Source organism: Pseudomonas fluorescens group sp. PF-1 (assembly GCF_054481335.1).
The window spans coordinates 3,568,598-3,589,755 of record NZ_JBTMNG010000002.1 but is presented as its reverse complement, the minus strand read 5'-3'; the positions used below and the strand labels follow the sequence as shown (position 1 = coordinate 3,589,755).

Here is a 21,158-nt window from a genome sequence, read left to right as displayed (position 1 = left end):
TAAAGCCATATTGATCAATCCCAATCCATGGAATATAGTCCCCGTATTGGGATTATCAATTAGCCACGGCGTTCACATGGAGCGTCATTTGCTGGGATGAACCTGATCCAGATGCATGCAATCCGTGCTGATCTTTTCCTTGCGTCTCTAATCGGCTAGCCCGAAATGTGTAAGCGGTAAGACGGCTATCAATATATCGCTTAATCGAAGATGCCTGTTCACCATGAAGCTCCAAATTTACTCAGACTTGCACAACGAATTTGCTGTCTTCGAGGCACCAGCCGTCGCCGCGGATGTGGTCATTCTCGCGGGCGATATCCACACGAAGGCTAGAGGCGTTGCTTGGGCTGGTGAGACCTTTTCCTGCCCAGTGATTTACATCTGCGGAAATCACGAGTTCTACGGTGGCCACATCGATCACACGCTGCGCGAGATGAAGGAAGCCGCCTCACCGCACGTCCACGTCTTAGAAAATGAGGTCTTTATTTGGAATCAAACACGGTTCCTTTGCGCAACTGCGTGGACTGATTTTTCGTCGACTGGAAACGTGGTTGCGGCAACCCAAACAGCATGGGATTGGATGAATGATTTTCGAGTCATTCGGACTGGAGAAAACTATCGTCGTCTACGCCCGTCCGACCTTATTAGTCGAAATCACGCGTCGTTCGCTTGGCTGACCAAGGAGCTCGATGAGCCATTCGATGGCAAAACTGTGGTCGTTACGCATCACGCACCCATACCCGAAGTAACGGGTGATAAACATGAAGGGCATTTGAGTGGTGCTTACTCAAACCGTTGGCACGAGCTTCTGGATAAAGCGGATCTTTGGATTTTTGGACATACACACCGGGCCGTCGACGTCACACTGGGCCGGTGTCGCGCGGTCTCTAACCCTCGGGGTTACCCAAACGAAGACACTGGCTTTGATCCTGGCCTGGTGATCGACCTTTCATGAGTGCCATGGTTAGACGTCATGCGTCGACCAAGGACTCCTTTAAACGTTTTGGCTCGTATCGACCATGTCTTCATAGCAATAGAGTGTGGGGAGTCTGTCGGTGCCCGATTGGATGAGTATGAGGACTTTGAATGATTCATTGGCGAGACAAAAAAGTACGACCCTTGAAGACTCAGATGCACTTCTTAGGTATTGCGGCATGACTGAGGTGGAGCATCCGCCATCCATTCCGGCAGCAGTGGCATTGGCAAAGGAGATAGATTTCGGCATGCCCATCACCGCGTTTTTGATTGCAGCCGTCGACAGCCCTCCGGTGCTGCTGGGGACGGTGTTTGGCGATACCACAGGTCGATTTCGGGAGGGCACCAGTATGAGAACTTCCGCGATAAAGAACGTGTTCTTCATTGACGGTTATGCGTTGTTCCGAACTGTGGCAGGTAGCCTCTACGTTGTGGTCAGCTGGGCTCCGGGTGGTAGCAACATCTACATGAACCGTATTTATCACTGAGCGATCTGCAAATGCAGATACGCGGCAAAAGCTTCGGGTTATCCAGGTGGCGACGGGATCGGGAAAATGATTCTTAGCTTGGTGATCGCGGGGGGAGAGCAGGTTAGCGGAATGACGAGAATGAGTGTTACAGACGACAAACTGCTGGGAGATTTACTGTATGGGTCAGCACGCCCCCTTGGGGGCTCAAAACTTGGCGATGATGAGTTGGTCGAACTGGCCGCTGATACCTTCAAAGAAAAACCGTTCTGCATCGTCCGACACTGGCTGATTTTGGATGTCATGCTTCCAGAATCTACTGAGCAGAAAATCAAAGCCCAGGGCCTTGAGGCGACTGTCTTGTATGCCCAATCGGCAGTGTTCGACAGCGATAACAAACATGCACCTGGTGACAGCATCCTGAGCGGTTACCTACGTGACTTCGACGGCTGCATTTTTGAAAGCAAATCCACGATTTTCATCTTGGCCGGCCGTGGAGCGCGCAAGCACGCGAGCTTGCCCGCTGTTCAGGTACTCGCACTGCATAGCAAAGGAGCACGAAAATCCTATGACTGACGATCTGTTTCCGACCTTGCGTGATCGCTACCCGGAAATCTTTTCCAGTGCGCCTCTTCGCGAAATTGCGTGTTTGCTAGGGTGGCTGGATCTGCTAGATGAGCTGTGTGGTGCGCTGAAAATCTACCTGAAAGCTCACCCCGAGGTGCCTCAAGTGCGGGCGCGTCAGGTGAAGGAAAAATTCGGGGGGTTGCGGTTTTACTATTCGGGTGGTGATGCGACGTGCCGTGAGTTGGTCGCTCGCGCAGAAGAAAGGTCGTTGTCGATCTGCGAGGTTTGTGGCCGGGCCGGGACGTTAGGAGGGGAGCACTGGCTCAGCGTACGTTGCCTCGATCACGTCAACAGGTCACCTTCAGGCGACTGCGCATGAAATCATGGAAGAGTCCCTGTTGAGTCCATGAACACGGACAATTGGGGCACTGTGAATTTGCCTTCTTCAGGCATCGAGCTTCGCGACGTCGTTCACTGCCGTGTGCCTTTCTCCTCATATCAATCTCTATCCGAGATGTTGTATATCGATGAAGTGATGCTTGGTCAGCACATGTGCATTTCTTCTGAGCTCTTGTTGAGCGCGACGACTGTAGGTTTTTTTCTTTGTGTGAGAGCAGACGTCTGTATGGATTGATTGTTGTTCTACAGGCGACCTGCGAAATGTTCGAAGGCGATGTCAAGGCAGTCAGGTCTTTCTTATGCTCGCCGCTGCGGTGTTTTAACTCGAAGACTCCTTTGGAAATGCTCATTACCGAGGAGGGCACGAGCGCCGTGATTGATCTAATCGGTCGATTTGAGCACGGAATCCCCATGTGAATGGTTTCCTTTTTGCGGGGGAACGAACACGGCATTGGAAGGGGGGAACCCTTGAAAGAAGATAGTGCGGTAGTCCAGATGCTGGATTTCTTGGCGGCTGACATTTTTCACCGGCCCGAACGATTGCAGCTGTTGAGTTGGGAGTTGATCGCCCGAATCACCTCGCTCGTCGGTGATGTAGACGTTGATCTGAACGCACCGCTCGCACTCGATGACGAATGATGCATACGAGCCTTTGGTCTTCGCCAAACTAGAGCTGGCAGGCCCATAGTGAAGTCGAGGTCGCAACGCAACTGGGCGCTCCAACCATCGCTTACAAGACTAAGCTTTCGTCAACCCCCGTGCCCACCGTCGCCCTTGTCTGCAAACAGCGTGTCTTGATGACCCATTAGGAAATTGACATGGGATCTGATGCCCACCATTTGTCCACAATTGAAGTAATCATGGCACAGGGACTCGATACTGATCAGCGCTTCAACGGGTGTCTTGATAGAAATATACCCAATTAAAACGGCTTTGCCTGGATTCGATGGGTGAGTGTTCAAATGATAAATTTTATAGAAATCTTCATGTTCCTCATCATCGCAGAGCTCTACTTCCCAGTGGGTATCTTTGCCCAGCTCCTCATTGTATTGCTTGATATATTCTGCTGATTTGTAATTCATGATCATCTCCTTTTTTTGTTATGAGATAATTGTAAAATTGGAGCAAGCAGGGTTACAACTATCTTGTTCGTGGTTTTTAGTAAATGTTGGCCGGCCGTGAAGAGCGAAAAGTGCTAATTGCCTTTTTAACAACGTCAAGGAGTGGGGGCGTACTAAGACTAATACGAATGCAGTATTTTCAAGCTATGAGCGGGAAACATAGTGGTGTGCCACTGGTATCCTCACACAACTGCAGAAGGCACCTGAGTATTGTTCATGAGCGCGCATCAGGAGTTGATTTCTAGGGGCGAGCTTTTTTCTTTAATGAGCGCGGTAACTCTGTCTTAGTCAAAGCCTACGAGGGCATTGATGGACGTTCTCTGGTTGAATCTGCACCGAGCTGTAATTCAGCTTTGTGGTTAGGCGCAGAACGCTAAAGCATGCAGGCGTGTACCTAGGGCTCATTGACCCACTCGACTTCACATATCCGAAGTCGAGTTGATGGACGCTCAGGCGAGCGGCTTGAACTGGCTTAATGAGGCGATTCCAGACTTATCTGATGGTCATGAATCTTTCCCACGCAAGCAGGTGGCTAGCGCGCCTAAGTCGGTTTGCTTGGAGAAGGGAAGGGAGGTCGCGCAGGAGTAGATGTGGGAATGCCAAAGCCAACCTTGCTTTTCTTGGCCGCTGCCTCGTTGAGATCTGCCGGATTAAGGTGAGTCAAGCTTATATGAAGGCCGAATTTCTTGAATACAGCCTCCAGGGTTGAGAGAGTCGGATTGCCGCTATCGACCTCTAGTTGCGACAGAGCCCGCTTTGAAATTTTGCTGGCCAGCGCGAACTGCTCTTGGCTCACGCCCAGAAGATTTTCACGAAGACGCTTAACGGCGCCGCCAAGCGTCAGTTTCCCTTGGGCGACCTCATCGGCCACTGCTAGAATGTAGGCTTTGCGCTCTACTAGGGTCATCTCCTTCATATCCACCCTCATTTCTTCAATCGTGTATCCAGATTGTTGATAGGATTACTTTTCGCATTGGGAACTCTAAATATCTTGCCAGGTGCCATCAGCGAACACTTGGACGGTGAGTTTTTTGGCCATAACAAATCAATGGTCAGCGCATTACAATGCACTAATACACGATCAATGATGGGTGACAGTGCATTAAAATGCGCTGATTGAGTGCACATCGCCTTCTTAGCGCTTTGTAAAATACAACGTAATGCCCCGGCATTGATGGCAGGGACTCCTCAACACCTCAACCAAACGGCTTGTCTGGGCTGGGGTTTTGGCTTGAGTCAGAAACTACCTATGCGCTACAGCGGCTGTTGATTCGTGCCCTTAAGCACCTAGTTCAGCTCTTCAAATGTCCAATTCTGCCTATCGTTGCGATCAGCGAAGACAGGACTCGTCTCACGGCGCTATGCCTCCGAATTTCAACCTGTGTGACATGCACGGGAAGCTACCACAATCGACGCGTTTGCCAAGCGTAAAGCATTAGGGGCAGAGCATCTGACGAAATACTTAAGCAAGCATAGTCGCCGTCGCGAACCAGGAGGAAGGTCATGAGAGCCGATGAGCCGCTAAATGCTCCATGTCTCGAATCCAGCCTCTTAGAAACCGACACCAATCATGAGCATAGCTTCCTTCCGCGAAACGTTCGGACAGTGCATTGGCTGCTTCGAATCTCGTTCGCCAAACTTGAGGAATGTGCTGGTCTAGAACGATCACGAAATGGTGGCCGTCGCTGCTTTCGTACGACGTTTCCGGCACAGAGTTTCTCAACTCCTCAATCGTCATAAACTGAGCATCCCCATGAGATTGTTCGCGATCTTGTCGATCAATTTCATCGAGAATGCTCAGGTGAGGTTTTGCGCGTTCATCACCGGGTCGCAATCCCTCTAGATCCCATAAAGCTGCCCGTCTTGCGCGCTCGCGCTGCCACAGCCCTTTCAAGTCGACTGCCATCAGTGTTTCCTTAATACATTCACATTCCGCGCTAACGCTCATCGGCAGGAGTGGAATCAAGCTCATCCATCTCCTTCTTGGACGACCCAAGCGTTTCCAACAGCAAGCGTAATTGTACGCTGATAGACGTTTATAACTGAATGCACTCATCGCACTTTCTTCAAGCAAAACGAGTATGGAAAAGTCGCAAGTTCCTGATGGGCCCTGTCAACAAAAATATTTTTTCAGAAGGTCCCTTGAAAATTTTTTCGCGCGACGGATCTTTATATTTGAGGACAACAAAAAAGCAGCGATCTCGGCGCTCCACCTTCCACCGATCCTTTAGGGGAAACGGTGTTAGTTTTTGCTTTTGCTGTGCTTCTGTTTTTGTCCTTTTTTCTTGCGGTATACCTGCTGACGCCGACGTATGGCCTGCCTATGGGTATAGCAAAATCGCCCCTGTGCGGCGTAGGCCGCTGCTTTCCATTTTGATTTCAAAACAACGAGTCATTTTTTGAAAAAATACCCGTGTCGGACAACTTTCGTTTTGGTGAAGTCCGCATAGGAAATGGAGAGAGAAGATGGGAGAAGAGCTTGAATGGAAGGTTTGGCGCTTGGCGCAGCAGACACATGACACAGCAGCGTTTGTGCGACTGCTTGAAGAGGCGGTTGGTAGTTTTAAGAGGGCACCAGGTTTCGATCCTAGCGTGCGGATGCACACGTCAGGGATCGGTGTGGAATGTATCAGGGTGCTGCAGGATGTTCTGAAGCGTCGTGATATCTATGCAGGCCCATCTGCAGACTACGTTGAGCTCAGGTCTCGTCTGAGAATGCATTTGCGCGACCAATTGCAAATGCACCTTATGAAGTCGGGGCAGGCCAGCGACGAAATGAAGGAGGATCAGTTGGGGCGAGATCTTGGGCTGTAGAAGGTTCCAAGTTAGGGAGAGTTCAGCTCAATTTCTACTCGTTCAAATTTCCCGCCTGCTTCCCATCAATTGTGGACGGTGTACTGCAAGCACGACAACGAAATTGTGTCCGTCCCGTCTCAAAATCTTGGTTTCTGGAACGCGTACTTTTAGCTCGTCAATCGACATCGCCCATGCTTCACCAATAGGCTCCTCCCGATCTCGGCGCTCAATGTCATCAAGAATCGCCAAGTGAGGTTTCGCTTGATCAGATCCGGGCTGCAGACGCACCAACTTCCACAACGCTCTGCGTCGTTGGCGTTCGCGGGCTTCTAATTCATTCATCAATTTCCACCTGCGTCTTGTGGTGCTACATCGACAGCTTGCCACATATTCGCCGCGAGCGAGGCGTGGGTATGGCTGGCCAAGGCACGCTCACTCGCGCGCCGACTCACGACATGATTTTGTATACACCCTCTTAGGGAGATTGAGGCTTGCAGAAGTGGTTCTGTAATCCTAGGGGGACTGGAGATGTTGGTCTAGCTGGCCGCGACTGCTGCGGCCAGCCCTTCCAATGGGCCTGTTACGCGGGGATCAGTCGTCGTCGCGCCAGTGGTGTTTGCGCCAGCCATAGTGATGGCCACGGTCGTGGTGGTGGCGACGCCAGCCGCGATCGTCGTCATAGTCACCATCACGGTAGCGATGACCACTTTCATCATCATATTCCCGGCCCATGTTGTTGCCCAGGGCACTGCCCAAGCCACCACCGGCTGCCGCACCGATCAGGCTGCCAGAGGTGCCGCCCATCTTGCGACCTACCACGTTACCGCCGGCTGCGCCCAGTGCGCCGCCAATGGCCGCTTCGCCACGGCTGTGTTTGTTGGCGCCCACCGCACCACCGGCCGCGCCACCCAAGCCTGCGCCGATTGCCGAGCCGGTGCTGCCGCCGATCGACTGGCCGACCACCGAGCCCAATACTCCTCCCAATGCGCCGCCTATGCCTGCTTCGGTATTGCCGCCTGCCGACGCAACACCGCTTAGCAGGCCAAGTGACAACAAGAGAATCGAGGAGTACTTCATTTATGAAAGCCTCAAAGGGGTGACGAGGCGATCCTGAGGCTCTGGACTGGGGCTTACAATTGAAATCCGACGAGTAACACGGCTTGACAAAATTCTCTAAGCTGCTGTTTTTTCAATGAAACTTTAGGGGTGTTCGACAGTCTCAGATTAATTGCGACAGGCCATTTTCAAATATGGAAAGGCCTATTTTGGGGGGCGAAAAAACCGCTAGCCTGTTGGCGCCGGCGCCGAATTGTGAATCGCCCCGGGTTTCGTTGACACCTCTTTGCCTTCGGCCATCAAGAAGCATGCGCAAACTGCTCGACTCCGTCGCCACCAACAATGAGGTTGCGGCGCTTGATGTGATGCGTGCTGCTGAGCAGCTCCAACAAGATGAGGTGTTGCGTCAACGATTGCTGAACCTGATTCATCGGCTCAACCAAGACGCAAATGACTTGCGAATGGCGCGGGATGATATCCAAGGTGGAATTATCAAGCGCGCGTGACCCACGTCCGCAACTTTTAAGCTCGTTCGCCTAAGCCGTGCATTGGGTGTCTAAAGCACCACGAACGTTACCGGCGATCTCCGTCGATCCGCGCTGCTCGACCCAGAGTGTCAGCTCCGGTTTTTGATTGATCTTGAATAGTTGGGAAGGGAGCAAGTCTGAAAGGGCCTAATGATTTAGGACACCTCGATCTGGCCAATAGAGCGAAGCGGCGGGCGTATTATTAAGGTTTATTGCATGTCCCAGATCTGTCGTTATTTTGGGCCATCGAGGCACGGCTCGGCCTTGAGTACTGCCCGATCTCTCGGCGCACAGCTAGGCTATCATGTAAGTGTTCAATCGCGTACATCGGTGTCGATACGGGCGCCTTGCTGACCTCTACATACCTAGACCCAGAAATGCACACCCTTACGCTGAGGGGCACTTCACGTCACATACCCGAGCAGGAGCCGTAAGCGGTAGTGCTGCACGTACGGCTCTGTGCGGGGGGCAGGTCACTGCCATCCCTACCGTTCCCCCTTAAACGACCATTAGGCTAATTAAGCATCGCCATCGATGTATGTCGTCATAACGTGCTGTACCGTCTCAGTCTGTTCTATCAATGCCATAACACAATCGTTGTCCAGCTTCCCTTGATCTGCGAGAAGGCTGAGTTCCGCAAAGGCCTCATCCAGTGACCATTGTTTCTTGTATGGCCTTTGAGAGGTGAGCGCATCGAAGATATCCGCAACGCTCACAATACGAGCCTCTAGTGGCACTTCAACACCGACAAGGCCTCGTGGATAACCTGTTCCATCCAGTAGCTCATGGTGGCACAACACAATATTCCTGAGTATGGAGGACTCTGGAAATGCGTTGATGCGTCCTTTGCCCATCATTCGTTCGATGATCTCCATGCCCTTTTCGACGTGGGTTTCCATAATCGCGCGCTCATCGGCATCTAACCTACCTGGCTTCAGCAAGATTCGATCAGGGATGGCTATTTTTCCAACGTCGTGCAAGGGGGCAAACAAGCATACGCTTTCAACAAACTCGTCATTGAGCCCGCGTGATTTTGCAACTGCGCGCGCAATGATGTGCGAGTAGCGGCCCATGCGTTCCAAGTGAGCACCTGTCTCGAAGTCGCGCATCTCGGTGAGCTGACGTACAACACGCGTCGTCTCGATTGCCATCCTGATGGCCGATATCTCGCTGGTAATCGACATGCGGATCAAGCTGGTATAGAGGACGAGATCTCGCTGCACCTTCACGTTGAATGTGGCAGGTTGATTCGAGTCGAAAAAGACGAATCCGAGCAGTCCGCCCTCATCATAGATCGGCACAGTGAAGGATGACTGGTAGCCTTGATCTTTGAGCCAGGTTGAGTGTGCAGAGTCAGAACAAACCGCTGAAGAAATTTCGTCCAGAACCCTGAACTCGCCACTGTCGGCTAACGCTTTAAGTGAGTAGCTGTCAGACAGTGGGTATTCATATCCTACTAAGGTATTTCCATTGTGTGTGCTGTTAATGAATGTCTTTAGCGTGTCTTCCTGTGGGTCGTATAGCGCACAGGCGATGCGGTCAACACCTGGAACCGTCTCTATCAATTTCGTATGCAGGGCCGTCAGCCGATCTGTCAGCGATCTAGAACTCTCGATGAGAGCTCGCGTAATTTTTTTCATGGTTATGGCCAATACCTTTAGATGATATTCGTCAAGTTATGACGCGAATTGCTCCCTGCTCTGTACTGCCCTTGATAGCCTTAATGTGTGGGTCAATACGCATAGTGGCAGATTGCTACATGCGCGCGGTAGAAAACAAGAGTACTGAATTGTTGAAGACCCTTGTTTGTCGATGATGTAGAGCATCGGCATGCGCCAAACTTGGCGAAAGGCCAGGCCATGACATCTTACTGGAATGTCGCGTGATAGCTGTAATGGGCCATCACATTGTGCACCATCTGATCACGATTACGGCAGTGCACAAGTTCTGGCGGATGATTGCGAGGGGCGGGGACGTTGCTTGAGAGTTCACCAGTTCCTGGTTCAGAAACAGGGACGTTTTTACGAGTGGACACTGGATCGTTAACCCATCAGGTGCTGATCTAATTAGGCTTTATATTGCAATTGAGCCAGTTGGGTCTTCAGCTGTGAGACTTCAGCTTCCAGTTCACGCACTCGCTCCCTAGCCTCAACTTCGACGGTGACGTCCTTCTGGATACCGATGAAGTAGGTGAGTTGATCGGTGTCGTTGAACACCGGGGTAATCGACAGCTCGTTCCAGAAGGCGCTGCCGTCCTTGCGATAGTTGCGAATGATTTGTCGGCAGGGGAGAAGGTTCCTTATCGCCTCACGGATTACTGTCAAGCCGGCTTGGTCACGGTCGTCACCCTGCAGGAAACGGCAGTCTTGGTACAGGATGTCGTCAACGCTGTACCCTGTCAGGCGCTGGAAGGCGGGGTTGGCGTAGATCAGGATGTTTTCGTCGCCTTCCTGCTCTGCTACCACGATGCCATCGTTGGATGCTTCAACCACCAGTTTCAGCAATTCTGCGTTGATCATTTTCAGAGCCCCAGTGAGTGACATGTCATCTTAAAGCAACTTAACGCGTCTGGACATGTTCTAGAAAATCATACCCCTGCTGTGTTGGATCGGATTTCCAATCAGCGCCAACAGTCTCAGGACTAATTCCCGAGCCGGTACGAGAACCACTACACTTTTTCTCAAAACGATCATTCGGGCTATCGGAAAAGCTGCCGCAGTGTGACTGCGTTTTCTAAGCCACCTGAGTCGCAAACCTGCCCACTGCGTGGACTACTCTCTTGGCGCCATCCTGAATCCAACTGGGGACGCTGTTTGCACTGTCGAATCTGTGGATGGCCCCCCGACGTTTACTGAGAAATGCAGGAGAGGCGCGCGGATAGCCGCCGCGAGGTGCTCGCAGCGGCTAATAAAGGCAGGAATGAGTGAGTGATCTGAGCGTTTTGGATCAACTCGCCACTTTCAAAATCGGCGGTGGCCGAAGTTGGCCGGAAACATATGGCTACTTCAGACCTTCCTTAAGGTCTGCTCATGCCTATTCATGCGCGATCAGATATCCAGACAAATTTTGCCGAAATGCTGGTTGGTTTCCTGATACTTGAACGCTTCGACAATCTCGCTCAAAGGGAAATGACGATCAATTATCGGGCGCATACCATTAGCATTGATCGCTCGGATCATATCTTGCTGCTGGCTGCGGCTACCCACCAATACACCCTGCAGACGCACTTGCTTGATCAGTGCCGGTACAAAATTCATTGCACCGCTTACGCCACTCAGTATTCCGATGACGGAGATGTGGCCAGCAACCCGAGTTGCAATCATCGATTGCTCAAGCGTCGCAGGGCCGCCGACTTCTATGATGTGATCAACACCACGGCCACCCGTTAGAGCGCGTGCAGTTTCGCCCCAGTTAAGGTCTTTGCGGTAATTGATCACATGATCAGCGCCTAGCGCTTTCAGACGTTCAAGTTTTTCGTCGCTTGAAGAGGTAGCAATGACGATAGCACCGGCCATTTTAGCGAACTGCAGGGCGAAAATTGAAACGCCACCAGTGCCTTGGACGAGCACGGTGTCGCCCGGCTTGAGTGAGTCATCGGCCATCAGGGCACGCCATGCGGTGAGGCCTGCGGTGGTAAGCGTCGACGCTTCAGCATGGCTGTATCCAGTAGGCGCGAGGGTGAACGATGTGGCTGTGGCCGTCACGTGCTCACGAGCGTAGCCGTCAATGCCATCACCTGGCACGCTAACGAAGCCTTCAACCAGTGGCGCCCCATTGATCCACTCCGGGAAGAAGGTGCTGACGACTGAGTCACCCACCTTGAATTCAGTGACATCTGGGCCGACAGCAATGACCTCACCTGCACCATCTGCCATGGGGATGCGTTTTTCGCTAGGCCCCCACATACCGCTGACCACCGCGAAGTCGTGGTAGTTGAGCGAGTTGGCGTGAAGGCGTACGGTGATTTCGCCGCACGCTGCGGCTCGGACTTCGCTGCTGCCGACCACAACATTTTCATAGCCGCCACCGGGTTGGACGAAGATAGTTTTGCTGCTCATAGGAATTTCCTTTTGTTTTTTCATTCCGCGAAATAACGAAATGAAAGGATAAAATTACAATTCGATGATCAACCTAGCCGCAAAATCATCAATCGCCTGCTCGTTGCGCCGATAGTAAGTCCATTTTCCGATTCGGGTGGTTAGCACGAAGCCTGCACGCTGCAAGATAGCTAAGTGTGCAGACGCGGTAGAAGGTGAAAGCCCTGCCTTGTGCTGCAAATGTGTTACGCACACTCCTATCGCAGGATCGCCATGATCCTGAGGTGGGAAATTACTAAGTGGGTCTTTGAGCCACTCCATCATTTGCATGCGAGTGTCATTGCCCAAGGCTTTGAGCTGTTCGAGTATCATGGTCGGCGATGTTACGTTTTTTTACGAAATGTTCAATAAGTAATCTGTTGCCTTTTGTAAGGTTTAGAAATCACAAAAAACGCATCCAGCTACCATTGCACGGGTTGCTTCTCAGCCTTGGTGTGTGGGGGTTCTCTCGCGATGAATAGGTCAGGCCGCTGCCCAATCCGGTTGGTAATCAGTACCGTTGCGTAGGATCGTATAATCCGAGCGTGCAGTTTTGTTCGCCAAAACGATAGCGGCCACGTTGGGATGTGAGCCCTCTGCTAGGGGAGCGCCTGCTAAGCACCAGAAAACAAGTTGTTCAACAGATCAGCTATGACCCAGGTTCTTAGTCAGGTGACAAAGCGAAGCTTTCTAGGGGCTGCTTTTTTTGAAAGTGGGCTGCTCGTCTTGTGCGGGTTTTGACTCCGCCCCCCCCCACCGCAACGGTCATTGACACAGCGACGGCGGCCATCACGGTGAGGAAGCCACGCCAAATGGGGGCGTAAGCGGCAGAAGAGGCGATAACCTAAAGCAAGGAGCGGTCGGGTGGCACGCCATGTCAATGGCGCAGCCCAAAACCCCAAGCCGGCGGCTCGCCAGCTCGAAAAGATGGCGTCCAGACCGATTACCCAGCGGCGACCGGCGAAACGGACGTGCAGCGCGTTTTGCATTTGCTCGGACTTGAACCTAGTGCCTTTGCGTTGAACGCACCGCTGCTGATGTCAATAAATAGCAGTCGACTCTCTGCTGCGTGTCGATTCAGGATCTTGATTTCGCGCGCACACAGCGGATATTGACCGTCAAAGTACAGCGTCAGTGGTCAATTCTTTGTATCGTACATCTATAGCGACCGTGTATAGGTTTTGTACTAGATATGCTGAAAGAAAAGGACTGACAATGGGCCCGCCCTAAGCCACGCTAAAAAATGCGACCTTCTGGGTAAGACGATCAGCAAGCTGCGCTAACTCCTGGCTGGCCGTTGCAACTTGACGAGAGCCAGTTGCCGATTGCACCGTTGAGCTATGGATTCGCGTGATATTTTGCGCAACGTCTTCGGCCACGGCGCTTTGTTGGATAGATGCGCTGGCGATTTGGGCATTCATGTGGTTTATGGCGCCGACTTGCTGGCTAATTTTAGCTAGCGCCGACTGGGCGTTGCGGGTTTGCGCAACGGTGTGGCTCACCAGTTCGCAACTATTACGCATGGTTTGTGCGGCCGTTTCAGTACCGCTCTGCAGTGTGCCTATCATTTCTTGAATTTCCCGCGTCGACTCCTGAGTGCGATTAGCTAGAGAGCGCACTTCATCGGCCACAACTGCAAACCCTCTGCCATGCTCGCCTGCTCGGGCCGCTTCGATGGCTGCGTTCAGCGCCAACAGGTTAGTTTGCGAGGCAATTGAATTGATTACCTCGATCACTATTTCAATCTCTTCGCTGCGCTTGGACACCTGCTCTACGGTATTGGTGGTTTCAACCAGTGTGCTCGCTAATTGTTCGATAGCGAGAGTAGTGTCCGCAACGACGCGATTACCGCTTACAACTTCAGCATCGGCTAGACGCGTTGCGTCCGCTGCTTGAGATGCATATCCTGAAACTTCATTGACCGTTGCTGCCATTTGCGTAATTGCAGTTGCCACCTGCTCGGCTTCGTGGGTCTGCAAGCTGATTTGATTGTTATTGGCGGAAGATGTGGTCAACATCTGCCTGGATGAATTGTTGACCTCTTGGGCCGCAATGCGTACTTCACTAATGGTATCAGCCAAACGGCTTAGGGCAGTTTTCAGGACGCCCATCACGCTGTTCGGATAATCGGTAACAATGATTTGTTGCAAGTCACCTGCCGCCAACCGTTGGATAGCCTGTGCAACCTGAGTCGGCTCAGCACCCAGCGTTGATTTGACGAAGCGAATAATTGAGATCGCCAGGATGATGCTCAGCAGCAGCGCTATCCCGGTGGCCATGAGCATAAGTCCTCGAAACTCACTAGCGGTGGCTTGTACCGCATTGAGTTGGCTTTTGATCGAGGCTTCTTCGTAGTCAATCAGTGCATTCACGCGTTTCAACCACTCACTGTATTCACCGGAGGTTTGGCGCAGCAGCAAAGCCTGTGCACCTGAAATATCTCCGGCGCGACGCAAAGCAATTACCGACTTAGTGGAAGCTAGCGTTTGCTTTTCAATGTCTTTAATCGCCAGTAGCAGCTGTTGCTCCTGCGATGTTACCCCTGCAGTTGCGAATAGCTGATCCATTGGTATGGCTGAATCGGAGTAGGCCTGTTCTAGATGGATAACTTCATTGAGGTGGACGGTTAAGTCTTGATCACTATCCACCAACACTGCGTCCCGAATAGCAATGGCTCGGTTGTGTACACTTCCGCGAAAGTTAATAGCGTAGCGTTGAATCTTGGCCGCATTTTCACTTACGTGTTCCAGGGTGGAGTCGATAAAGCCCACACGTTGGATGCCCACGGCGGTGATTAGTATGAGCAGCGACACAATTACGGCGAAACCAAGGCCTATGCGCGAGGCTAGTGTGATGGAGTTTTTCATCGGCTGAACTCTTAGATAGACCCTGTACGGGCAAGACGTGGTGGTTCTGTTTTGGACTTGCCCCTACAAAACCGGACACCAACTCCCCGTTAAATTGATGCTGCCGCCAAGCGCCTGAACTCCCTCGGTGAACGGTAATTCAAGGCGCTGTGCGGATGCTGCTCGTTGTAATGCTCGAAGGCAATTGCCAAGTTACGCAACGCCGTTTCTCGATCCGGCTTAGGCATGTGCGCCACGTAGTCACGCTTGATCGTTTTCACGAAGCTCTCGGCCATGCCGTTGCTCTGCGGGCTGCGAACTGGGGTGGTCACCGGCTGCAAACCGATCTGTCGAGCAAACAGGCGTGTCTGTTCGGCGGTGTACGCCGAGCCGTTATCGCTGAGCCATTGCACCGGCGTGGTCGGCAGTTGATCACCGAAGCGCTTCTCCACGCTTTCCAGCATCAAGTCGCGGATATCATCGCCACTGTACCCGGTCGGGCTGGCGACCCACCCGATGGCTTCGCGATCACAGCAGTCCAGGGCAAAGGTCACGCTCAGTTTGGCGCCGTCCTCGCAGCGGAACTCAAAGCCGTCCGAGCACCAACGCGTATCGCTGCTTTCCACCGCAATACGGCCTTCGTGCCGACGCGGCACGCCGGGTTGTTTGATCCGGCGTTCAAGTAGCAGGTTGTGATCACGCATCACCCGGTAAACCCGCTTCACGTTGATCGCGGGTAGCAACTGGGTTTCACGGGCGCGACGCAGCAATCCCCAGACTCGACGGTAGCCATAGCTGGGCAGTTCGCTGACCTGTTGCTGGATTTCGGCCACCAACTCAGCATCGTTCACAGGTCTGCTTCGCCGTATTTTGGGCGATACCGATTGCTTGATTCGAACCGTTAATTGCGAGCGCGCCACACCGAGACATTCGCTGACCAGCTTCACTGGTCGTCCCCCGGCAACAAGGGTGAGTGCGCAATCCATTTTCGCGACCGGGCGATCTCCACGGCCTCTTTGAGGATTTCTGCTTCCATCGTTTTCTTGCCCAGCATCCGTTGCAGTTCACGGATCTGCTTGAGCGCATCGCTCAGCTCGGAGGCCGGCACCACGGCTTCACCGGCACTGACCGCCGACAGGCTGCCGTCCTGATACAGCTTGCGCCACAGGAACAGCTGGTTGGCATTGATGCCGTTACGCCGAGCCACCACCGAAACGCTTTGCCCTGGCTCAAGGCTCTCGCGAACCATGGCCAGCTTTTGCTCTGGGCTCCAGCGGCGCCGCCGCTCCTGGCCCAAAAGCTCCCCACTCTTATCGTTGCTGTTAGTCATAAACATAACCGTTTGCCTATCCCTTATCGTAAGGGGGAAACGGTGTCCTGTCTTTCATGGGGCTCGTTCATGTTTTGCTATCCATGTTAAGGACTACTTGTGTGCCTCCACTGCCCATTTGAAAGTGACGAGAGCCCGGCGAGGCACGAGCGTGAGCAGCTGGTGATAGCTGACTGATGGCAGAATGGCACACATTGCAGAAAACCTATACACGAATTTATTTTTGTACAGGTTTTATCGCTTTTCGCAAAGTCGAGCCACTGCTGGCAGTCGCAGCCTGGTTTCGGTGATGCACCAGGATGGCGAGCGGATCTGTTCGTAAAAGCTAGGTGGCCCGATAAGGAACTGGGATTAGTCAGTGAGAGCCCAGGCTCGTATGCTTAAAAGCGATGGTGAAACGACCAGACATTTCCGAAAATTTGTAGTCGTGATTTTCGTGCTCTGGCGCCTGATCATCTCATGCAGCTTCGTCAGCCACATCGCGTCATGACTTACTGCAAGCAGTCTTGGACGACCAGGCAAAGCACAGCTGGCGCGGTTTTCCTATTAATTTTGGTTTCAAGAATCTGTTGATTGCATTGGAACGCTTTAAAAACCAGCTCACGAAGAACTGAAGGCTGGAAGGCTTCTAGGGTGCGGTCGACTTGGTAAATGCAGGCACTGAGCATGATCTCAAGGATGCGAGACTCCTCATATGCCGTCGCCTGCTTGCCCGAAAAGCAGTGGGGCAATGACCTAATTCTACAAAGCGACTCATTACGCTGACCTCAGCTTCGGATCGCCATCAATCTCGCCCAAGCGGGGCTTTTGGGCCTAAAGTCTTGAGTGTCGCTCACTGCAAGGAATACAAATGAACGCGTTGCCTTCAACCTCTCTGCCAAAGCACGTCAGCCTGCTGGGTTATGGCGGTCTGTTGCCGTTTATTTTTCTGGCGCTGCTGATCCCGTTCTCTCTCGACTTTCGGCCGTTGTTTGCGATTGCGCTTGTTAACTATGGCGCAGTCATCCTGAGCTTCGTCGGCGCCTTACACTGGGGCTTCGCCATGACCGTGCAAGACTTGAGCGCCGAACAGGGCAGCGACCGGTTCATTTGGAGTGTCATTCCTGCGCTTATTGCTTGGATTGCCACGTTACTGCCAATGCCATTGGGTTGCTTGCTGTTGGTCATCGGCTTAGTTGTCCACCTCCGGCAGGACAGGCAGCTGTTGCGGGTTACGAGCTTGCCCGCCTGGTACCTGCCGATGCGATTACGGCTTACCCTCGTGGCGAGCGTCTGCTTGTTGCTTGCCGCGATCGTTGAGGCGCTTCATTCATGAAGCCTCGTGTGCCCGGCTCGTTGCCCGTGCCTGGCAGCCGCTTATCGCGGTTGATGCGTTTTGGCAGTTTGGCCTCGGGCGTCGCGGGCGGCATGCTAGCCGAAGGCGCTCGGCAGTGGGTTCAGGGCAAACGTCCGGCGCTCAGCGAACTGCTGTTGACCTCGGGTAATGTGCATCGGGTGGTCGAGCAACTGTCGCAACTGCGTGGCGCCGCCATGAAGGTTGGGCAGTTGCTATCGATGGATGCAGGTGATTTGTTGCCGAGCGAGTTCAGCGAAATCCTTTCTCGTCTGCGTTGCGACGCTCATTCTATGCCCATGAGCCAGTTGGTGGCAGTCCTCAACGAAAGCTGGGGCAAGGGCTGGGAAGGGCGCTTCGAACGGTTTTCCTTCACGCCATTGGCGGCAGCGTCCATCGGCCAGGTTCATGTTGCGAAAGGAAAGGACGGCCAACGTCTGGCGATCAAGGTGCAATACCCTGGCGTGCGCGAGAGTATTTCGAGCGATGTGGATAACGTTGCTACCTTGTTGCGCATGTCCGGGATGCTGCCTAAGGGCATGGACGTCGCCCCATTGCTTCAAGAGGCCAAGCGTCAGCTGCAGGATGAAGCGGACTACATGAAAGAAACCGAGCACTTACGGCGCTTTTATCAGCTGTTGGCTGACAGTCCTGACTTTCTGGTTCCTCGTGCGTATGCCCAGTTCAGCACGCCGAATATTTTGGTGATGTCGTTCGTTGACGGAGTAGATGTGGAGTCAATAGAGCACGCGCCCCAGGGAGAGCGCGACCGGATCATCATGTTGCTATTCGGCCTGTTTATGCGCGAGGTGTTCGAGTTCCAGTGCGTGCAGACCGACCCTAACTTTGCCAATTACCGTTATCAGCAAGGCTCCGGCCGGATGGTGTTGTTGGACTTCGGCGCTACGCGACTCTATGACCGCAACACTACCGAGGCTTATCGCCGCTTACTGATTGCAGGCCTGCATGAAGACCGTGCCGCTATAACCAATGCCGCGCTAGACGTCGGCTATTTTCAGCCTGAAACACTGCCCAAACACCGAGCGGTGCTCACTGATCTCATTACACAGGCCTGCGAGCCACTGAGGCATCAAGGTGCCTATGACTTTGCTACGTCTGACCTGGCCGTACGCCTGCGTGATACCGGTTGGGAACTAGGTGCCGAACGCGACTTCTGGCACACGCCACCTGTGGATTTACTGTTGCTGCATCGCAAGGTGGTAGGTTTGTACCTGTTGGCCGCTAAGCTGAAGGCGCGGGTGAATGTCCGGAGGCTGTTCGAGCCTTACGTGATTTGAGCGCTTTATGGACGATAAATGCTCGCCTTGGGTACCGCTAACGATACCGCTTAACCAGGCCTTTACATAATTCTCGGCCCGCAAGTATCTGATCTCTGATTCAATTGGCGATTTGCTAGGCTGTGGAGCTATAGCTACATCGGCTATCGCTCATTCGGGCTTAAGCCCGGCTCAACCCAAAGTCTTCATATGCCCTGAGGGCGCCATAGAAAACGTACGCTGAACCATACCTAACGCACGTTTGATCGAGGCAACTCTCGCTCCATCACTGACCGCAGGTGGCCCTCCGTGAGTGCCGGGCCTGATCTTTGCAGTCAACTCATCATTCGTAGGATTAGAAAATTTCGAACTGAGAAGCTTGCACCAGACGCAGCAAATAGTGGCAAATTGCCCTACAATGAGTTTTTTTGCAGCGGTGACTACGTAGGAAGCCTGCAAATAGGGGCTCGAATATTTTTCTATCTAGCACATGCGAAAGGGGTTGAGGCAGAGCTGAGCATGAATCCGAAAGCCTGCTACGCCTTTTTTAGGGAGATGAACCGTGCCCAGCACCATTTTCGACTCGCAAAATATATTCATCAGATCTGATCCCTTGGGAATTGTTTTCAACGCTCAACGACCTTCAAATCGGTATTTCATCGGTCGTTCACCTCCAATCACGTTTAGCTTCTAAGGTGCATGCCAAGGTATGGCTCTCCCTCAGCATCCTGGAAAGTGAAAGTGATGCTTACTAAATGGCGCAGCTCCCTGGCAGGATTCATTGTCTTGGCTGTCGGATTGGTTGGCTTTTCAGCCCTGTTACTGCTGAAGTCCGAAACTCAGCGCAGAGAAAAGCGCTTCTCGGAAAATGTGCAAAATATTTCCGGAGTCGTGCGCAATCAGCTTGATACCAATGAGGCTGTTTTGGCCGGTTTTTCTGCATTTCTCCAGGCTGTCGATCAAAGCGATACGGATGCGGCGGCCCGTTACGCAGCCGCCGTTTTATCCGCTTACCCTCATATTTACATGCTCGAGGCGGCGAGGGCGGTACCCATCGGCGAACAGGCTGCGTTCGAAGATCTATTGCGGCGTACCTGGCGGCCAGACTTTGAACTCAAGGACTTCCCCAGCCTTACTCATCAACCTGCACAACCTCAGGCCTATCTCAACGAGACTTGGCCTGTATTGTTCATGTACCCGTTACTCCCTGAATCCAGCTCGATCTATGGCGTCAGGCTGGAAACCGTCGCCTATCTCTCCTATGCGCTGGCTCGAACCCACAGTAGCCAGAAACCTGTGGTATCACCGGTTTTCTCAATGTACGAGGGCGGTAACGCTTACATTCTGATGCAGTCAGTCAGCCGGCCTGAACAGGCGCGAGAGAACACCCGTCCCAATTTCTTTGGCAGCACGATGGTGTCTTTGCTTTTGATCAAGACGGGGTCACTACAGGATGCTGTGATTTATGCGAACGTAGATCCTCTGGTTCACGTTAGTGCTTTCCTGAAAACCGCTGCGGGGTCTGAAAGCAATGTCTTTTCAACGGAGACCGAGCAAGCCGGTATCCTGGATCGCCTCCTGTTACCGGCTTTGTCCGACAGAGTCGAGATCAGGAGTGTTTCACAACCGGTGACCTTGTCATTTGAGCGTCAGTTGCGAATAGCGGATATTCTGACTTCGGAAACATTGATAATCCTTGCGGTTCTCGCGGGGGCATTGGTACTGATGCCGGTGGTGTTGATTCGGCATTTCAAAGCGATCGAAAGAGCAGAGGTTGAATTCGAACGCTCGGCTTATCTCGCCACCCATGATGTTCTAACCCAACTGCCGAATCGCTACCTCTTCGTCGATCGTTTTAATCAGGCCCTCTCAAACTGGACATCGAGTGGGACTGCGTTTGCCGTTCTGTTGATCGATCTGGATCATTTCAAGGAAATTAACGATAAGCATGGCCATGAGGTCGGCGACCAGGTTCTCATAGCTGTCGCGAATCGCATGCTTCAGGTCACTCGTTCTTGTGACACCGTCGCACGTTACGGTGGAGATGAATTCGTGATTCTGATCACGGATCTTATTAACTCAGAGAGTGCTGAGCAGTACGCTGAGAGGGTGCTGGAATCCATTGAGCAGACAGTAGCGACAAGCGCAGGAGAGCTATCACTGTCGTGCAGTATCGGCGTCTCTCTGTGCCCCAATCATGGTCAAAGTCTGGGCTCGTTGCTGAAAGCAGCGGATCAGGCGATGTACGGTGTTAAACAACTGGGGCGCAAAGGAGTGGCGATGACTGAGTCCCCAGAAACTTGAGTCGCTTACACTCACAACGTTGCTCCTGAACATACCAGTCGCTTATTGGCCGATTTTCTACCTTGCGTTGTTGGCAACCACTAA

Annotated in this window: 21 protein-coding genes and 2 pseudogenes; 11 read left to right on the top strand and 12 right to left on the bottom strand. The window is 52.7% G+C overall.

Annotated features, from left to right (window positions below; all coding sequences use genetic code 11):
• Positions 1-223 precede the first annotated feature (223 nt).
• The 6 genes from ACX3YD_RS31325 to ACX3YD_RS31300 all read left to right on the top strand — a co-directional run bounded on the left by ACX3YD_RS31325 (position 224) and on the right by ACX3YD_RS31300 (position 3,047).
• Positions 224-955: a metallophosphoesterase family protein gene (locus tag ACX3YD_RS31325; RefSeq protein WP_458961978.1), complete on the top strand. Its 732-nt coding sequence runs from the start codon at positions 224-226 to the stop codon at positions 953-955.
• Between the two features lie 199 nt (positions 956-1,154).
• On the top strand, positions 1,155-1,463 hold the full coding sequence (locus tag ACX3YD_RS31320; protein ID WP_458961977.1) for a hypothetical protein: 309 nt from the start codon (positions 1,155-1,157) through the stop codon (positions 1,461-1,463).
• A gap of 120 nt (positions 1,464-1,583) precedes the next feature.
• A complete protein-coding gene (locus ACX3YD_RS31315; protein WP_458961976.1) occupies positions 1,584-2,018 on the top strand; it encodes a DUF6957 family protein in 435 nt (144 codons plus the stop codon).
• Positions 2,011-2,388: a hypothetical protein gene (locus ACX3YD_RS31310; protein ID WP_458961975.1), complete on the top strand. Its 378-nt coding sequence runs from the start codon at positions 2,011-2,013 to the stop codon at positions 2,386-2,388. The genes ACX3YD_RS31315 and ACX3YD_RS31310 overlap by 8 nt, the downstream gene beginning before the upstream one ends.
• 281 nt (positions 2,389-2,669) lie before the next feature.
• Positions 2,670-2,825: an antitoxin Xre/MbcA/ParS toxin-binding domain-containing protein gene (locus ACX3YD_RS31305; protein ID WP_458961974.1), complete on the top strand. Its 156-nt coding sequence runs from the start codon at positions 2,670-2,672 to the stop codon at positions 2,823-2,825.
• Positions 2,826-3,047 (top strand): type II toxin-antitoxin system PrlF family antitoxin, encoded by a 222-nt coding sequence (locus ACX3YD_RS31300; protein WP_458961973.1) that lies wholly within the window; start codon positions 2,826-2,828, stop codon positions 3,045-3,047.
• A gap of 110 nt (positions 3,048-3,157) precedes the next feature.
• Here ACX3YD_RS31300 and ACX3YD_RS31295 read toward each other — a convergent pair whose 3' ends face one another.
• The 3 genes from ACX3YD_RS31295 to ACX3YD_RS31285 form a co-directional block, all read right to left on the bottom strand.
• Entirely contained in the window at positions 3,158-3,490 is a 333-nt protein-coding gene (locus tag ACX3YD_RS31295) for a hypothetical protein (protein ID WP_458961972.1), read from the bottom strand.
• 580 nt (positions 3,491-4,070) lie between these two features.
• The gene (locus ACX3YD_RS31290; RefSeq protein ID WP_458961971.1) at positions 4,071-4,445 is read right to left on the bottom strand and encodes a helix-turn-helix domain-containing protein; all 375 of its coding nucleotides are present in this window, start codon (positions 4,443-4,445) and stop codon (positions 4,071-4,073) included.
• A 585-nt stretch (positions 4,446-5,030) separates the two neighbouring features.
• Positions 5,031-5,501 (bottom strand): hypothetical protein, encoded by a 471-nt coding sequence (locus tag ACX3YD_RS31285; RefSeq protein ID WP_458961970.1) that lies wholly within the window; start codon positions 5,499-5,501, stop codon positions 5,031-5,033.
• Between the two features lie 494 nt (positions 5,502-5,995).
• Between ACX3YD_RS31285 and ACX3YD_RS31280 the strand changes: the two genes are divergently transcribed.
• Entirely contained in the window at positions 5,996-6,343 is a 348-nt protein-coding gene (locus tag ACX3YD_RS31280; RefSeq protein WP_458961969.1) for a hypothetical protein, read from the top strand.
• A gap of 42 nt (positions 6,344-6,385) precedes the next feature.
• Here the strand turns inward: ACX3YD_RS31280 and ACX3YD_RS31275 are convergent, their stop codons facing one another.
• A complete protein-coding gene (locus tag ACX3YD_RS31275; RefSeq protein WP_204149599.1) occupies positions 6,386-6,667 on the bottom strand; it encodes a hypothetical protein in 282 nt (93 codons plus the stop codon).
• 249 nt (positions 6,668-6,916) lie between these two features.
• The gene (locus tag ACX3YD_RS31270; protein WP_458961968.1) at positions 6,917-7,402 is read right to left on the bottom strand and encodes a glycine zipper domain-containing protein; all 486 of its coding nucleotides are present in this window, start codon (positions 7,400-7,402) and stop codon (positions 6,917-6,919) included.
• Between the two features lie 287 nt (positions 7,403-7,689).
• Between ACX3YD_RS31270 and ACX3YD_RS31265 the strand changes: the two genes are divergently transcribed.
• The gene (locus tag ACX3YD_RS31265) at positions 7,690-7,887 is read left to right on the top strand and encodes a hypothetical protein (RefSeq protein WP_458961967.1); all 198 of its coding nucleotides are present in this window, start codon (positions 7,690-7,692) and stop codon (positions 7,885-7,887) included.
• 539 nt (positions 7,888-8,426) lie between these two features.
• Here the strand turns inward: ACX3YD_RS31265 and ACX3YD_RS31260 are convergent.
• The 7 genes and pseudogenes from ACX3YD_RS31260 to ACX3YD_RS31230 all read right to left on the bottom strand — a co-directional run bounded on the left by ACX3YD_RS31260 (position 8,427) and on the right by ACX3YD_RS31230 (position 16,160).
• Entirely contained in the window at positions 8,427-9,548 is a 1,122-nt protein-coding gene (locus ACX3YD_RS31260; protein WP_458961966.1) for an HD domain-containing phosphohydrolase, read from the bottom strand.
• 426 nt (positions 9,549-9,974) lie between these two features.
• Positions 9,975-10,427 carry a PAS domain-containing protein gene (locus tag ACX3YD_RS31255; protein ID WP_458961965.1) on the bottom strand — a complete coding sequence of 151 codons (453 nt, stop codon included), beginning with the start codon at positions 10,425-10,427 and terminating at the stop codon, positions 9,975-9,977.
• Positions 10,428-10,955: 528 nt separating this feature from the next.
• A complete protein-coding gene (locus tag ACX3YD_RS31250; RefSeq protein ID WP_458961964.1) occupies positions 10,956-11,966 on the bottom strand; it encodes a zinc-dependent alcohol dehydrogenase family protein in 1,011 nt (336 codons plus the stop codon).
• Between the two features lie 54 nt (positions 11,967-12,020).
• Positions 12,021-12,317, bottom strand: coding sequence for an ArsR/SmtB family transcription factor (locus ACX3YD_RS31245; RefSeq protein ID WP_072405141.1), 297 nt, complete (start codon positions 12,315-12,317; stop codon positions 12,021-12,023).
• A gap of 335 nt (positions 12,318-12,652) precedes the next feature.
• Positions 12,653-13,119 (bottom strand): annotated as a pseudogene (locus tag ACX3YD_RS31240) (thiol-disulfide oxidoreductase DCC family protein).
• A 91-nt stretch (positions 13,120-13,210) separates the two neighbouring features.
• Positions 13,211-13,738, bottom strand: a pseudogene (locus tag ACX3YD_RS31235) (methyl-accepting chemotaxis protein); the annotation flags it as partial.
• 1,202 nt (positions 13,739-14,940) lie between these two features.
• Positions 14,941-16,160, bottom strand: a protein-coding gene (locus ACX3YD_RS31230) for an IS3 family transposase (RefSeq protein WP_371106590.1) whose coding sequence is annotated in 2 segments (ribosomal slippage) — positions 14,941-15,815 and positions 15,815-16,160 — 1,221 coding nt in all. Because the reading frame shifts where the segments join, the coding sequence is not laid out codon by codon here.
• Positions 16,161-17,010: 850 nt separating this feature from the next.
• Here ACX3YD_RS31230 and ACX3YD_RS31225 point away from each other — a divergent pair.
• The 3 genes from ACX3YD_RS31225 to ACX3YD_RS31215 all read left to right on the top strand — a co-directional run bounded on the left by ACX3YD_RS31225 (position 17,011) and on the right by ACX3YD_RS31215 (position 21,074).
• Entirely contained in the window at positions 17,011-17,475 is a 465-nt protein-coding gene (locus tag ACX3YD_RS31225; protein ID WP_047528736.1) for a DUF3429 domain-containing protein, read from the top strand.
• Complete coding sequence (locus ACX3YD_RS31220; protein WP_458961963.1) at positions 17,472-18,791, top strand: ABC1 kinase family protein; 1,320 nt, start codon at positions 17,472-17,474, stop codon at positions 18,789-18,791. The genes ACX3YD_RS31225 and ACX3YD_RS31220 overlap by 4 nt, the downstream gene beginning before the upstream one ends.
• Before the next feature lie 723 nt (positions 18,792-19,514).
• The gene (locus tag ACX3YD_RS31215; protein WP_458962109.1) at positions 19,515-21,074 is read left to right on the top strand and encodes a diguanylate cyclase domain-containing protein; all 1,560 of its coding nucleotides are present in this window, start codon (positions 19,515-19,517) and stop codon (positions 21,072-21,074) included.
• Positions 21,075-21,158: the final 84 nt, after the last annotated feature.

Bases quoted from the DNA above. Each gene is read 5' to 3' on its own strand.
- ACX3YD_RS31325 (WP_458961978.1), top strand. From the start codon at position 224: ATGAAGCTCCAAATTTACTCAGACTTGCACAACGAATTTGCTGTCTTC.
- ACX3YD_RS31320 (WP_458961977.1), top strand. From the start codon at position 1,155: ATGACTGAGGTGGAGCATCCGCCATCCATTCCGGCAGCAGTGGCATTG.
- ACX3YD_RS31315 (WP_458961976.1), top strand. From the start codon at position 1,584: ATGAGTGTTACAGACGACAAACTGCTGGGAGATTTACTGTATGGGTCA.
- ACX3YD_RS31310 (WP_458961975.1), top strand. From the start codon at position 2,011: ATGACTGACGATCTGTTTCCGACCTTGCGTGATCGCTACCCGGAAATC.
- ACX3YD_RS31305 (WP_458961974.1), top strand. From the start codon at position 2,670: ATGTTCGAAGGCGATGTCAAGGCAGTCAGGTCTTTCTTATGCTCGCCG.
- ACX3YD_RS31300 (WP_458961973.1), top strand. From the start codon at position 2,826: ATGGTTTCCTTTTTGCGGGGGAACGAACACGGCATTGGAAGGGGGGAA.
- ACX3YD_RS31295 (WP_458961972.1), bottom strand. From the start codon at position 3,490: ATGAATTACAAATCAGCAGAATATATCAAGCAATACAATGAGGAGCTG.
- ACX3YD_RS31290 (WP_458961971.1), bottom strand. From the start codon at position 4,445: ATGAAGGAGATGACCCTAGTAGAGCGCAAAGCCTACATTCTAGCAGTG.
- ACX3YD_RS31285 (WP_458961970.1), bottom strand. From the start codon at position 5,501: ATGAGCTTGATTCCACTCCTGCCGATGAGCGTTAGCGCGGAATGTGAA.
- ACX3YD_RS31280 (WP_458961969.1), top strand. From the start codon at position 5,996: ATGGGAGAAGAGCTTGAATGGAAGGTTTGGCGCTTGGCGCAGCAGACA.
- ACX3YD_RS31275 (WP_204149599.1), bottom strand. From the start codon at position 6,667: ATGAATGAATTAGAAGCCCGCGAACGCCAACGACGCAGAGCGTTGTGG.
- ACX3YD_RS31270 (WP_458961968.1), bottom strand. From the start codon at position 7,402: ATGAAGTACTCCTCGATTCTCTTGTTGTCACTTGGCCTGCTAAGCGGT.
- ACX3YD_RS31265 (WP_458961967.1), top strand. From the start codon at position 7,690: ATGCGCAAACTGCTCGACTCCGTCGCCACCAACAATGAGGTTGCGGCG.
- ACX3YD_RS31260 (WP_458961966.1), bottom strand. From the start codon at position 9,548: ATGAAAAAAATTACGCGAGCTCTCATCGAGAGTTCTAGATCGCTGACA.
- ACX3YD_RS31255 (WP_458961965.1), bottom strand. From the start codon at position 10,427: ATGATCAACGCAGAATTGCTGAAACTGGTGGTTGAAGCATCCAACGAT.
- ACX3YD_RS31250 (WP_458961964.1), bottom strand. From the start codon at position 11,966: ATGAGCAGCAAAACTATCTTCGTCCAACCCGGTGGCGGCTATGAAAAT.
- ACX3YD_RS31245 (WP_072405141.1), bottom strand. From the start codon at position 12,317: ATGATACTCGAACAGCTCAAAGCCTTGGGCAATGACACTCGCATGCAA.
- ACX3YD_RS31225 (WP_047528736.1), top strand. From the start codon at position 17,011: ATGAACGCGTTGCCTTCAACCTCTCTGCCAAAGCACGTCAGCCTGCTG.
- ACX3YD_RS31220 (WP_458961963.1), top strand. From the start codon at position 17,472: ATGAAGCCTCGTGTGCCCGGCTCGTTGCCCGTGCCTGGCAGCCGCTTA.
- ACX3YD_RS31215 (WP_458962109.1), top strand. From the start codon at position 19,515: ATGCTTACTAAATGGCGCAGCTCCCTGGCAGGATTCATTGTCTTGGCT.